Origin of the sequence: Cupriavidus cauae, assembly GCF_008632125.1 — a bacterium.
GTDB classification, from domain to species: Bacteria; Pseudomonadota; Gammaproteobacteria; order Burkholderiales; family Burkholderiaceae; genus Cupriavidus; species Cupriavidus cauae.
On record NZ_VWRN01000054.1, the window covers coordinates 46,890 to 60,399 of the forward strand.

Below are 13,510 nucleotides of genomic sequence, written 5' to 3' on the forward strand. Positions count from 1 at the left end.
AGAGGTTCCATGGGCACGCAAACGTCCGTTCTTGTCGTCGGCGGCGGGCTCTCCGGCCTGACGGCCGCCGCGCTTCTTGCCCGTCAGGGCGTGCGCTGCATGGTCATTGAGCGTCATCCGGATACGTCGATTCAATACAAGTTTGCCGGGATATCGCCGCGCAGCATGGAGATTTTTCGGGGCCTTGGCCTGGAGACGGAAATACGCGCCAGCCGCACCGGCGACCAGCAGGGCGGCGGCATTGCGCGAGCCAGGAACCTCGCGGATCCCGATGTCCATTGGAGCGGCCCGGCCTGGCCTGACGCCAGTCCATACAGCCCCACGCAGCCCGCGACTTGTGACCAGCATGTCCTCGAACCGATTCTGCGGCATTGCGCCGAGCAGTTTGGTGCCGACATACGGTTCAACACCGAGTTCGTCTCGTTTGAGCAGGACGAGCGTCGGGTTCACGCCCGCATTCGTCATCGGGCAAGCGGAGCGGAAGAGACCGTGGGCGCCGACTACCTGATCGGTGCGGACGGCGCAAACGGAACGCTGCGGGACCAGCTCGGTATCGGCCGCACTGGTCCCGGTGTGCTGCAGCATTGGATGAACGTCATCTTCGATACCGACCTGCCGCCGGTACTCAATGGGAAGCGCTTCACCTCCTGCTTCGTCAGCGATCTCAACGGCACCATGACGCCTCGCGAAGGCGGACGTTGGCTGCTGGCACTGCAATATTTTCCGGAAGAGGGCCAACGGCCGGAATCGTTCGATGCGCATTGCTGCCGCCAACTGGTCGAGCGTGCCGCCGGGCGATCCGGCGTCAAGGCGGATCTCGTCGACGCGCGGTCATGGGAAGTGGCCGCTTGCATTGCCGACCGCTTTCGTGAAGGCCGCGGCTTCCTGATAGGCGATGCCGCGCACCTTATGCCGCCGACTGGTGCTTTCGGTGGCAACTCAGGCATCCACGACGCCCATAACCTTGCATGGAAGCTCGCCATGGTCGTCCGTGGCGAGGCGGACGAGAGGCTGCTCGGTACCTATGATCAGGAGCGTCGTCCGGTAATCGCCGCCACGTTGGCGCAGGCGCTCTCCCGTCTGCAGAAATGGTTCCAGGATCCTGCGGGCCGCCTGCCCGCTCCGGTTCCCCTGGTCGACGACTACGATGTTGTGTTCGGCCAGCGCTACGATGCCGGGGCCGTGTCGCTCGAGGGCCCGCCGCCCGATCGGCCGTTCGAGCCCGTGGCGGGACTGTCGGGCCAACCCGGCACGCGCGCGCCCCATCTCGTGATCGAATGCGATGGGAACCGGATTTCGACGCACGACCTGTTTGGCCGGAATCTTGTCCTGTTATGCAGTCGACCAGCGTGGCGAGCGGTTACGGAGGCGGTCACGGAGGAATTTGGCATTCCGATCGATCTGCATCTGCTTTCCTCATCCGGCGGCGGGCTCATTCCCGAGGACCGATGGCCGGCGGCCTACGGCCTCGACAGCAGCGGTGCTGTGCTCGTTCGTCCCGATGGCTTTGTGCTGTGGCGATCCCCGTGCGGCGAAGCCAATGACAGGGGCGTGCTGAACGACGCTCTCGCCCGAATGGGGCTTCACCGCGCAGACCGTCGAGGGGGCGGCGGCCGATGAACCGCCGCACGACAATGCTTCTTTTCCTTGCCGGCGAGTGCGTGCTCTTCGCGCTGGCTTCTGTGGTCCATGCCGGTGTGCTGTTCGCCGGTTATCCGCACTCGCGTGCCGCAACCGCGGAAGGCGTGATTGGAGCCGTGCTGGTTCTGGGCCTCGCGGCTTGCTTGATCCTCCCTTCGCGGGCACGTTGGATTGCATTCGGTGCGCAAGGCTTCGCGTTGCTGGGCACACTCGTTGGCGCCTTTGCGATTGCACTCGGTTTCGGCCCGCAAACGTGGGAGGACAAGGCGTTCCATGCGGCGCTGGTCATCACGCTCTTGGTGGGCATCATCGTTACCCGGACAGCCACGACGAGCGCTCGCGAACCATGACAGGTTTCGTCAACAGACCCGCGATCGCCGGATCGGGTTGAGCATGGTGGCCGCCGGGCCCCCAGAAACGACAAAGCCCAACCGCGCGGGTTGGGCTTTGTGCTTGGATCCATTGGTGCCGAAGAGAGGAATCGAACCCCCGACCTTCTCATTACGAATGAGCTGCTCTACCGACTGAGCTACTTCGGCAACACTACCGGTTTGGAACCGGATAGAGCCCGCAATAATAGCAGCGGATCAGGCGGCTGTGAAGCCCCTCGGCGCACTTTTTTCACCACCCGTGCCGGCGCCGGTCAGCCGAAGGTGCGGTCGGCGGGAGAGGCCGTATTGGCGGGATCGGCGCGATTGGCGGCATCGGCGCGATGGGCGGGCATGGGCTCGTCGGGCCGTGTCAGGGTGGCGAGCATGGCGTCGATCGCGGCGACGAATTCGCGCAGGCGGACCAGCGTGACCGGAAAGACGGGGTCCGATGCGTCGATGGTCCACGGATAGAAGTACAACTCGCGCTCCTGGGCGCTGATCGGCACGCCCCAGTTGGCCAGCTGGCGCAGGTCGCAGACATGCAGGTCGATGCCGTCGCTCAGGCCGTAGTGCAGCGCGACGTCCAGCGTCTCGTGCAGCCGGATGGCGAGGGCCTGCACGGCTGCGCGTTCGAGCGGGGCCTCGCCGCAGGGCGGGTTTGCCGGCGTGATGGCGGTGGCCGGCGGGTTGATCGGTGGGGTGATGGCGTAGCGGGCGCCGGCATCCGAGAGGGGGACCATCGCGGTTTCCTTGCTGCTTGTTGGGGGAGAAGTGTGGTGCAGAAAACAGCAGGGTAGGGACGCGTCGAGGCGGGGGAAATGAGCGGATTCTGATTTGCGCTGCCCAAAGAAAAAGGAGCCACCGCATTGCGGTTGGCTCCCATTCAGCGAGGCAAGGCGAGGACGGGCACGTCGAAGCCGGTCCGGATCAGACCGGCCTCTCCCGGAGGCCGGTCACCGTGCAGACACAAAGGCCGGTCCGCAGGCAGGCGCAACGGCCGGCCGCGGTGCAGCCAGGCGTATCAGCCGCCTGCCTGCGCTTCCCGGTGATAGCCGGTCACGCGCTCGACCTCGTTCTTCGAGCCCAGGATCACCGACACGCGCTGGTGCAGTTTTTCCGGCTGGACCTCGAGGATCCGCTGATGGCCGTTGGTGGCCGCGCCGCCGGCCTGTTCGACCAGCATCGCCATCGGGTTCGCCTCGTACATCAGGCGCAGCTTGCCCGGCTTCTCCGGCTCGCGCTTGTCCCACGGATACATGAAGATGCCGCCGCGCGTCAGGATGCGGTGCACGTCGGCGACCATCGAGGCGATCCAGCGCATGTTGAAGTTCTTGCCGCGCGGGCCTTCCTCGCCGGCCAGGCATTCGTCGATGTAGCGGCGCACGGGCGGGGCCCAATGCCGCATGTTGGACATGTTGATCGCGAATTCCTTGGTGTCCTCGGGGATCTTCACGTCCGACTGCGTCAGCACGAAGCTGCCCGCCTCGCGGTCCAGCGTGAACATATGGACGCCGTTGCCGACGGTCAGCACCAGCGTGGTCTGCGGGCCGTACACCGCGTAGCCGGCCGCGACCTGATGCGTGCCTGGCTGCAGGAAGTCGCTCTCGGTGACGGTCTGGCCCGGCTTGGGCATATGCAGCACCGAGAAGATGGTGCCGATCGACACGTTGACGTCGATGTTCGACGAGCCGTCGAGCGGATCGAACAGCAGCAGGTATTCGCCCTTCGGATAGCGGTTCGGGATCTCGTAGAACGAGTCCATTTCCTCCGACGCCATCGCGGCCAGGTGGCCGCCCCATTCGTTGGCGTCGAGCAGCACTTCGTTGGCGATCACGTCCAGCTTCTGCTGGGTTTCGCCCTGCACGTTCCCGGTGCCGGCCGAGCCGAGCACGCCGGCGAGCGCGCCTTTGCTGACGGCGTTGGAGATGGCCTTGCACGCGCGTGCGACCACCTCGATCAGCAGCCGCAATTCGGGCTGGATGGTGTTGTGCTTGCGTTGTTCCTCGACCAGATAGCGGGTCAGGCTGATGCGAGTCATGGGTTTCCTCCTTGAATGGCCGCCATTCTACAGGCCGGGGCGGGCGGCCCACCGATGCCGGTGGGCCTGGACCGCAATGGCCGGTTCGCTATCGCACCCAACTGGCACCCGCCCGAGACCTCCGGCGGGCACCCTGGCGGGCACCCAACCACGCCCCCCAACGGGGAGGCTAACCGCGCCCCCAAACCGGGCACGCGGCTGCGCCTCCAACCGCACCGCCATCGGCCCCAGCGGCCCGCATCACGCCGACAGCGCCTTGCCGACAATCTCGCGCACGTCGCGCGACAGCTTGTCGGCCGCGGCGACCCGCTCCAGCGCGGCGCGCATCCTGTCGCGCAGCGGCAGCGTGTACTTCTGCCAGCGGTCGAGCGCGCGCGCCAGGCGCGCCGCCACCTGCGGGTTGATGGCGTCCAGCGCCAGCACCTGTTCGGCCCAGAACTCGTAGCCGGAACCGTCCTCGGCATGGAACTGCGCCGGGTTGCCCGAGCAGAAGCTGAAGATCAGCGCCCGCGCCCGGTTGGGGTTGCGCAGCGTGAAGGCGGGATGCTGCATCAGCGCCCGCACCGTGTCGATGGTGCGCTTGCCCGCATGCGGGCCGACTTCGCCGCGTTGCATGCCCTGCAGCGAGAACCATTTGTCGACCACCAGCGGATCGTGCTCGAAGCGCTGGTAGAAGTCGGCCAGCGCGGCCTCGCGGCCCGGCGCGAAGCTGTTGACCAGCGCGGTCAGCGCGGCGAAGCGGTCGGTCATGTTGTCGGCCTGCTGATACTGCTCGCCGGCCAGCGCATACATCGCGTCGTCGCCGACCTCGACCAGATAGCCGAGCGCGAGATTGCGCAGCGCGCGCTTGCCGGCCGACTCCGCGTCGGGACGATACGGACCGGTGGTCGCGCTGGTTTCGTAGGCCCCGAGCCAGTCGCTCTGCAGCGTGCGAGCGAGGCCGGCGCGCATGAACTGCCGCGCGCGATGGATCGCCGCCGGGTCGGCCACGCCCATGCGCTCGGCCAGATAGGCCTCGGCCGGCAGCATCAGCGCCTGCTCGCGGAACGCGGGGCTCAGCGAGGTGTCGGTCAGTACCGAGCGGAACGCGCCGATCAGCGCGTGGTCCAGCTCGAGCTCACGCCCGGCCTGCACGTCGGCGACCAGCTTCAGCAGCGCGCGCGTGGCCAGCCGCTGGCCGGCTTCCCAACGGTTGAACGGATCGCTGTCGTGCGCCAGCAGGAAGGTCAACTCGTCATCGCTGTAGTCGACATCGACGATCACCGGCGCCGAGAAGTTGCGCAGCAGCGAGGGCAGCGGCGCGCGCGGGCCCTTGGGCAGGTTGACGAAGCGGAAGGTCTGCCGCGCCTCGGTGAAGTTCAGCACGCGCGTGGTGTCGCCCGCGGCGGCCTCGCCGTCGAGCTGCAGCGGCAGGTCCTTGCCGTCCTCGCCGATCAGCCCGAGCGCGAAGGGGATATGGAAAGGCTGCTTCTCCGGCGTGCCGGGCTGGGTCTCGATGCCGACCTTCGGGCATTGCTGCGTCAGCGTCAGCGTGAGCCGCCCCTGGTCGGCGTCCCAGTCGGTGTGCACGCCGACCACGGGCGTGCCCGCCTGGCTGTACCAGCGGCCGAACTGGGTCAGGTCGCGGCCGTTGGCATCGGCCATCGCGGCGAGGAAGTCGTCGCAGGTCACCGCCTGGCCGTCGTGCCGCTGGAAATACAGGTCCATGCCCTTGCGGAAGCCGTCGCGGCCCAGCAGGGTCTGGTACATGCGCACGACCTCGGCGCCTTTCTCGTACACCGTCACGGTGTAGAAGTTGTTGATCTCCTCGTAGCTGTCGGGCCGCACCGGATGCGCCATCGGGCCGGCGTCCTCGGGGAACTGCACCTGCCGCAGCACGCGCACGTCCTCGATGCGCTTGACCGCGCGGGCCGAGCCGTCGTCCGCACCCTGCTGCGCCATCATGTCGGCGGAGAATTCCTGGTCGCGGAACACCGTCAGCCCTTCCTTCAGCGACAGCTGGAACCAGTCGCGGCAGGTCACGCGATTGCCGGTCCAGTTGTGGAAGTACTCGTGGCCGACCACCGATTCGATATTGAAGAAGTCGGTGTCGGTCGCGGTCGCCGCATTGGCCAGCACGTACTTGGTGTTGAAGATGTTCAGGCCCTTGTTCTCCATCGCGCCCATGTTGAAGTCGCCGACGGCGACGATCATGAAGCGGTCCAGATCGAGCTCCAGCCCGAAGCGCTGCTCGTCCCAGCGGATCGCATGGATCAGCGAATCCATCGCGTGCTGCGTCTTGTCGAGGTCCTGCGGTTCGACCCAGACCTGCAGCAGCTTCTCCTTGCCCGAGCCGGTGGTGATGCGCTGCTCGATGCATTGCAGCTTGCCGGCGACGATCGCGAACAGATAGGAGGGCTTGGGGAAGGGGTCTTCCCACACGGCCTCGTGGCGGCCGCCGTCCAGCTCTTGTTCGCCGATCAGATTGCCGTTGGACAGCAGCACTGGATAGGCGGCCTTGTCCGCGCGCAGCGTGACGCGATAGGTCGCCATCACGTCGGGACGATCGAGGAAATAGGTGATGCGGCGAAAGCCCTCGGCCTCGCACTGCGTGAAGAAGTTGCCATTGGAGACATACAGGCCCGACAGGGTGGTGTTGGCCTCTGGCTGGCAGGCGCTGACGATCTGCAGCGTGCCTTGCTCGGGCAGCCCGTTCAGCGTCAGGCCGCCGTCGTCCTGGCGATAGTCGGCGAGCGGCTGGCCGTCGACGCTGACGCCCAGCAGTTCGAGCGCCTCGCCCGCCAGCACCAGCGGCGCGCCGGCCTGGCGGCGGGCAAAGCGCAGCGTGCTGGTCACCACGGTGCGCTGCGGATCCAGTTCGAACACCAGGTCGACGTGTTCGATCGCGAAGGCGGGCGGGGTATAGTCCTTGCGGTGGACGGTGACGGGGGTATCGGTGCGGAGCATGGATGGTCCTGTCCTGGAAGGCGGTGAGTCGGGCGCGCCGGGCGCCGGGTAATCCATTGTAGCCAAGCACGGCATGGCCGCATGGCGCCAAGGGAATTCCGGCGCACGCGGCCGGTCTGATGCAACGAGAGGGCGGCCCGCCGACCGCCCCCGCGCAATCCGTCGACGTGCGCTCGGGTGGCGCCCTGTCGGCAGGGCCACCCTGTCGGCAGCACCACCTATCGGCGGGACCATGAACAGAAGGAAGAACATCATGTGGCAATGGCGAAAGGCCTGTGCACGGGCGGGCCAATGGCTGGGCACCGTGGGCGGCCGCGGTGAGGGCGCTGCGCGGGCCGGCAACGCCGGCTCGCCGGCAGGCTGGTCCGGACGATCTTGGGCGCGATGGTGGACCCGATGGACCGGTGCCGCGATGCTCGGCGCCTTGCTGCTGTCGGGCTGCGCCAGCACCGTGACCACCGACGTGACGGCGTTCCGCCAGCCCGGCTGGCAGAACGATCCGCCGCGCACCTACGCCTTCGAGGCCGAGAAGGGCCAGGGCCAGCAGGAGCAGCAGGCGCAGCTGGACCGCGCCACCTATCAGAACTGGATCGCCGACGCGCTGGCCGGCCACGGCTTCACGCAGGTGGCCCGCTCGCAGGCGCGCTATCTGGTCAGCTTCGATTTCGATGCCGATCCGCGCCTGGTGCGCGTGCACGAGACCTACTATCCCGATCCCTGGTACCCGTGGGGTCCTTACTGGGGCCCGTACGGCTACTACCGCCCGTGGGGGCCTTGGGGCTGGGGTCCGGGTTACTGGCCGCCGCAGACGGTGATCCGCGACGTGCCGGCCACGCTGGCGAGCCTGCGCGTCTTCATCCGCGAAGCCGCGGGCAACAAGCGGGTCTACCAGGTCACCGCGCAGAACTTGAGCGAAGGCAGCACGATGCCGGGGCTGATGCCGTATCTGGTGCGCAGCGCCTTCGCGGAATTTCCGATGGAAAGCGGCCGGCCGCGGCGCGTGACGCTGGAGGTCGACAAGAACGCGAGATAGCGCGAAACGGCGCGGTTCCGGTGCGCCGGCATGGACGCCGGCATGCCTTCGCCAAGGGAGGCATGCCGGCGTCTTGTTTTACTGGTGGATCGCGCAGGGCGCATTCGCCTCCGGTTCGCACCGATCCGCCTGCTCTGCTCCATTCGCCATTGACGCTATTCCGGTAAAAGCTCTTTAACCGCAAATTCCCCGCATTTGCGGCCCTGCAGGGCGCCATCGGCGCGACTCGCGCACTGCGGCTGGGCTAGAATAGCTGCTCGATTTTTTCGGCCCTGGCTGTTCGATCGGCATCTGCCGGCATCGCACGGCGCCATGTTGGGCCTCTTTCCGGACGAGCGACATGAGCAGCAAGACCAGCGGTGACGCACCGCAACACGCCCCCAACAGTCCTGAAGCGCAACTGCGCCTCGCCGCGCTGGAATATCACCGCAGCCCGACCAAGGGCAAGATCCAGGTGACCGCGACCAAGGCGCTGTCGAACCAGCGCGATCTGTCGCTGGCCTATTCGCCGGGCGTGGCCTATGCCTGCGAGGAAATCGCCAGGGACCCCGCCACCGCGGCGGAGTACACCTCGCGCGGCAACCTGGTGGCGGTGGTCACCAACGGCACCGCGGTGCTGGGCCTGGGCGACATCGGCCCGCTGGCCGGCAAGCCGGTGATGGAAGGCAAGGGCTGCCTGTTCAAGAAGTTCGCCGGCATCGACGTGTTCGACATCGAACTCGATGCGCGCGACCCGGACCAGATCGTCGAGATCGTCGCCGCGCTCGAGCCCACGCTCGGCGGTGTCAACCTCGAGGACATCAAGGCGCCCGAGTGCTTCTACATCGAGAAGAAGCTGCGCGAGCGGATGAACATCCCCGTCTTCCACGACGACCAGCACGGCACCGCGATCATCTCGGCGGCGGCGCTGCTCAATGGCCTGAAGGTGGTCGGCAAGGACATCGGCAGCGTCAAGATGGCGGTGTCGGGCGCGGGCGCCGCGGCGATCGCGTGCCTGGACACGATGGTGAGCCTGGGCGTCAAGCGCGAGAACATCTACGTGGTCGATTCGAAGGGCGTGATCTTCGTCGGCCGCGACGCCAACATGGAGGCCAACAAGGCCCGCTACGCGCAGGACACCTCGGCCCGCACGCTGGCCGACATCGTCGAAGGCGCCGACGTGTTCCTCGGCTGCTCGACCGCCGGCGTGCTGACCGCCGAGATGGTCAAGACGATGGCCGACAAGCCGATCATCCTGGCGCTGGCCAATCCCGAGCCCGAGATTCGTCCGGAAGTGGCCAAGGCCGCGCGCCCCGACTGCATCATCGCGACCGGCCGTTCGGACTATCCGAACCAGGTCAATAACGTCCTTTGCTTCCCGTACATCTTCCGCGGCGCGCTCGATTGCGGCGCGACCAAGATCACCGAGGAAATGAAGCTGGCCTGCGTCAAGGCGATCGCCGAGCTGGCCGAGGCCGAGACCAACGACGCGGTGGCCGCCGCCTACGCCGGCAAGGAACTGAAGTTCGGCCCCGACTACATCATCCCGACGCCGTTCGACCAGCGCCTGATCGAGAAGATCGCGCCGGCCGTCGCGCGCGCCGCGCAGGAGTCGGGCGTGGCCACGCGTCCGATCCAGGACCTCGAGGCCTATCGCCAGCAGCTGACGCAATACGTCTACCACACCGGCCTGATCATGAAGCCGGTGTTCTCGGCCGCCAAGGCCGCGCCCAAGCGCGTCGCCTATGCCGAGGGCGAGGAAGAGCGCGTGCTGCGCGCGGTGCAGACCGTGGTCGACGAAGGCCTGGCGCGTCCGATCCTGATCGGCCGTCCGCACGTGATCCAGATGCGCATCGACAAGGCCGGCCTGCGCCTGAAGCCGGGCGTCGATTTCGAACTGGTCAATCCCGAGGACGATCCGCGCTATCGCGCCTATCACGAGGCCTACCACGCGCTGCGCGGACGCGATGGCGTGACGCCCGACATGGCCAAGGTCGCGCTGCGCCGCTCGAACACGCTGATCGGCACGATGCTCATGCACATGGGCGATGCCGATGCGCTGCTGTGCGGCACCGTGGGCCGCTTCGAGGCGCATCTGGAGCATGTGCGCGACGTGATCGGCCTGAAGCCCGGCGCCAAGGTGCTGGCGGCGATGAACGCGCTGATGCTGGAGAAGTACACGCTGTTCATCACCGACACGTTCGTCAACGAGGACCCGACCGCCGACGAACTGGCCGCGATCACGCAGCTGGCGGCCGAGGAAATTCGCCGCTTCGGCCTGACGCCGAAGGTCGCGCTGCTGTCGCACTCGATGTTCGGCTCGTCGAACCGCGCCTCGGCGCGCAAGATGCGCGCGGCGCAGGAGATTCTGAGCCAGATTGCGCCCGAGCTGGAAGTCGAGGGCGAGATGCAGGGCGATGCGGCGCTGGTCGAGGACGTGCGCCGTCATTTCCTGCCGGGCACCAAGCTGGCCGGCTCCGCCAATCTGCTGGTGATGCCGACGCTGGACGCGGCCAATATCGCGTTCAATCTGCTGAAGATCACCGGCGGCCAGGGCGTGACGGTGGGCCCGATCCTGCTGGGCGCGGCCAAGCCGGTGCACATCCTGAATCCGCAGGCAACCACTCGCCGCATCGTCAATATGACGGCGGTGGCGGTGGCGGAGTCAGGCGCGCTGCGCTGATCCGACGCACGGTCGGCCGGTGGCCGATCCAAACAAAAAGCCGGGCTGCGTGCCCGGCTTTTTTCATTGCGACATTCGGTCGCGTGTTGCAATCGTCGTTCTGGTGCCGTATTGGTGCCTGTCGTATTGGTGATCGCCGACTTGGTGCTCGATATTCCGGTGCTTGATATTTCGGTGCCGCGGTGCTCTGTTGCGGAGCAGCGTAATCGCTGAAGTCGCGCCGAAGGCAGCGCTATTGCAAGACGTTGTACTGCTGGCGCATGTCGACGATGATCGACTTCGCCGCGCGCAATTGCATCGACACGCTGTCTTCGGCCGCACGGGGAAAGTCCACCTCGGCGCTCCAATTGCATCCCGTATGGTCGGGCTGGTGCACGCGTACCGCATGCAATTCGCACTCGCCGCATTCCGGATTGTTATCGAGGCACTGGTTGAGGATCGCCATCAACTCCGACCGGGTCTTTGCGTATCGCCGCATGAGTCACCTCTCTCGTTTGGCTAATCGTGGTCTGGACGTTCAATGTAGGCACTCGTCCGGGGCCGTGCCAATTGAATGAGCCTATGAGGTGAAGTCGGTCATTCCCGCCGCGGCAGCAGGGAAAAGGTGTTGCGATGCAGCGGGGAAGAGAACGAAGGGCGCCGGGAAGGAGGGCGGTGCTGCGGCATTGCGCCGCAGCGAAGGGGCCGCCCTCTCCGCCGGAGAGAGGGCAAGCGAGAGGGCCAACGCGGGCCGTTCAGGCCCGCCCCTCATCAGAACTTGTGGCGAATGCCGACACCGAACGAATCGCCGTGCTCGGCGCCGGTGATCTTGTCGTAGAAGTAGGCGGCATACACGTCGGTGCGCTTCGACAGGTTGTAGTCGTAGGCGATCGCGAACGTGTTGCGCTTGAAGTCGTCGACATTGTTCTCGGCCTTCGCATAGCCATACGAAGCGAGCAGGCTGCCGGCGCCGATGGGCACCGAGGCGCCGATCTGGCCGCTGGTGTGCTTGATGTCGCCGGTGGCATTGGTCACGTCGCTCTTGATGTACTGGCCCTGGGCGAACAGCTTGACCACCTTGAAGTCGTACGACAGGCCGGCCAGCACCGCGTTCTGCTTGTCGAAGCCCGCCAGCGTGGCCGGCGAGGTGACATCGCCCGGCACGTTGTTGAACTTGACCTGCTGGAAGGCCACCGTCGCGGCCAGCGGGCCGTTGAAATACATCAGGTTGCCGCCCCACTTGTTGCGGCCGGTGGCACCCGCCTGCTCGCCGAACGAATAGATCAGGTTCGCGGTCAGGCCGCCGAAGGTCGGCGTCGAATAGACCAGCGAATTGCTCCAGCCCGAATCGCCGATGATGCCCGGATCGAACACGGTGCCATTGGTCGCCGTGAAATAGGTGTGGAAGATCGCCGGCGAGAACACGTACGAATCGACCAGCGGGTTGAACAGGATGGTCGAGATGAAATACGGCGTGGTGTTGCGGCCGAGCTTGAGCGTACCGGCGCGGTCGCTCTGCAGCCCGACATAGGCATTGCGGCTGAACATCGCATCGCCGTCGAAGCGGCCGGTGCGGCCGTTATCGGTGCGATAGAAACCGTTCAGGTCGAAGATCGCCTTGAGCCCGCCGCCCAGATCCTCGGCACCCTTGATACCCCAGTACGACGTTTGCATGCCACCCGAATTGGCGACCCAGGCGCGCTCGCCGGTGCCCGGGTTCTTGACCGCGCCGACGAACATGTCGACCTGGCCGTAGAGCGTGACGCTCGATTGCGCCATGGCCGCGCCGCTGAAAAGGGCCGCGGCCAGTGCCGCCAACTTGAACTGCTTCTGCATGAAAGACCTCCGTGGTTTGATCCTGTTGGAACGTTGTGTACTGGGTCCCTGACGGGTTCTCTTTTTGGTATGACCGCCGGCATCGGTGGCGGGGGTGCAGGCGGCGGACGGCGCTGGCTTCGGGCGCCGTTCATCGTGTCATCGGGCAGGGCGCCGGCGATCCCTTGCCGGGGCCTTGTCCGATGCGCGGTCTTGCTCCATGCGCATGTTCCATGCGAGCGGAATTTCGACTCAGCCGGATACTAAGTCGTCGAGGCGGAACTGGGCAATCCGATGGATCTGGTTGATGCATGTTTGCAACTCATCGGCCGGCGAATTCTCGATGCGTCTTGCGAACTCGTCGATGATGCCGGCGCGATCGTAGCCGCGTACCGCCAGAATGAACGGGAAGCCGAATTTCTCGTTGTAGCGGGCATTCAATGCCTGCAGCCGTTCGAACTCCTGCGGCGTGCATTGATTCAGGCCGGCGCCGCTCTGTTCGCGCGTCGATTCCTCGGTCAGCTCGCCGCGCACCGCGGCCTTGCCGGCCAGTTCCGGGTGGGCGCGCACCAGCTTGAGCTGGGCCGCTTCGCCGGCCTGGTCGACGGCGGCGCGCATCGCTGCGGCCAGCGCCTGGCGATCGGCGAAGGGACGCTGCTCGGCGGCGCTGGCCGCGACCCAGGGCGAGTGTTCATAGATGCCGCCCAGCGCCTGCACGAATTCGGCGGACGGCATCGCGTTCAGTTGGGAGAGGGTGTAGGTCACGTCGGGACTCGGTTATCAGGTTCGGGTTCGCAGGAGAGGGGCATGGCGGTGGGGCATCGCCGTGTCGCACCGCCGTGGCGTATCACCGCGGCGAATCACCGTGGCGTATCACCGCGGCGCACTGGCCGTGTACGGATGCGTCTCGATCCAGTGCCGCGCGATATCGATGCGGCGCGCGATCCAGACCTTGTCGTGCGACTGCACGTAGTCCAGGAAACGCTGCAGCGCGCGAAAGCGCCCAGGGCGGCCGAGCAGCCGGC

The 13,510-nt window shown here is 66.4% G+C and carries 10 protein-coding genes, 1 tRNA gene and 1 pseudogene; 4 read left to right on the top strand and 8 right to left on the bottom strand.

Going from position 1 to position 13,510, the window contains the following annotated elements:
- Positions 1–9: 9 nt before the first annotated feature.
- Both F1599_RS21990 and F1599_RS21995 read left to right on the top strand, forming a co-directional pair.
- Positions 10–1,620, top strand: coding sequence for an FAD-dependent monooxygenase (locus F1599_RS21990; protein WP_149317975.1), 1,611 nt, complete (start codon positions 10–12; stop codon positions 1,618–1,620).
- The gene (locus F1599_RS21995; protein ID WP_190286430.1) at positions 1,617–1,991 is read left to right on the top strand and encodes a hypothetical protein; all 375 of its coding nucleotides are present in this window, start codon (positions 1,617–1,619) and stop codon (positions 1,989–1,991) included. The genes F1599_RS21990 and F1599_RS21995 overlap by 4 nt, the downstream gene beginning before the upstream one ends.
- Before the next feature lie 113 nt (positions 1,992–2,104).
- On the opposite strand, the gene F1599_RS22000 is transcribed toward F1599_RS21995, so the two are convergent.
- The 4 genes from F1599_RS22000 to pepN form a co-directional block, all read right to left on the bottom strand.
- Positions 2,105–2,180: transfer RNA gene (locus F1599_RS22000), tRNA-Thr, on the bottom strand.
- Between the two features lie 104 nt (positions 2,181–2,284).
- Positions 2,285–2,752, bottom strand: a complete 468-nt coding sequence (locus tag F1599_RS22005; protein WP_150084582.1) for a hypothetical protein — start codon at positions 2,750–2,752, stop codon at positions 2,285–2,287.
- Positions 2,753–3,033: 281 nt separating this feature from the next.
- A complete protein-coding gene (locus tag F1599_RS22010; RefSeq protein WP_149317977.1) occupies positions 3,034–4,050 on the bottom strand; it encodes a class 1 fructose-bisphosphatase in 1,017 nt (338 codons plus the stop codon).
- A 240-nt stretch (positions 4,051–4,290) separates the two neighbouring features.
- Complete coding sequence (gene pepN, locus F1599_RS22015; RefSeq protein WP_150084584.1) at positions 4,291–6,996, bottom strand: aminopeptidase N; 2,706 nt, start codon at positions 6,994–6,996, stop codon at positions 4,291–4,293.
- A gap of 412 nt (positions 6,997–7,408) precedes the next feature.
- Here pepN and F1599_RS22020 point away from each other — a divergent pair, with 412 nt between their 5' ends.
- Together F1599_RS22020 and F1599_RS22025 are read left to right on the top strand one after the other, a co-directional pair.
- On the top strand, positions 7,409–8,029 hold the full coding sequence (locus F1599_RS22020) for a DUF4136 domain-containing protein (protein WP_150084589.1): 621 nt from the start codon (positions 7,409–7,411) through the stop codon (positions 8,027–8,029).
- 340 nt (positions 8,030–8,369) lie between these two features.
- Complete coding sequence (locus F1599_RS22025; protein ID WP_150084585.1) at positions 8,370–10,691, top strand: NADP-dependent malic enzyme; 2,322 nt, start codon at positions 8,370–8,372, stop codon at positions 10,689–10,691.
- Between the two features lie 232 nt (positions 10,692–10,923).
- Here F1599_RS22025 and F1599_RS22030 read toward each other — a convergent pair whose 3' ends face one another.
- The 4 genes and pseudogenes from F1599_RS22030 to F1599_RS22045 form a co-directional block, all read right to left on the bottom strand.
- The gene (locus F1599_RS22030) at positions 10,924–11,169 is read right to left on the bottom strand and encodes a hypothetical protein (protein WP_006576013.1); all 246 of its coding nucleotides are present in this window, start codon (positions 11,167–11,169) and stop codon (positions 10,924–10,926) included.
- Positions 11,170–11,441: 272 nt separating this feature from the next.
- The gene (locus tag F1599_RS22035; RefSeq protein ID WP_149317981.1) at positions 11,442–12,506 is read right to left on the bottom strand and encodes a porin; all 1,065 of its coding nucleotides are present in this window, start codon (positions 12,504–12,506) and stop codon (positions 11,442–11,444) included.
- Positions 12,507–12,737: 231 nt separating this feature from the next.
- Entirely contained in the window at positions 12,738–13,220 is a 483-nt protein-coding gene (gene uraD / locus F1599_RS22040) for a 2-oxo-4-hydroxy-4-carboxy-5-ureidoimidazoline decarboxylase (RefSeq protein WP_149318040.1), read from the bottom strand.
- Positions 13,221–13,358: 138 nt separating this feature from the next.
- A pseudogene (locus F1599_RS22045) lies at positions 13,359–13,510 on the bottom strand (allantoinase); the annotation flags it as partial.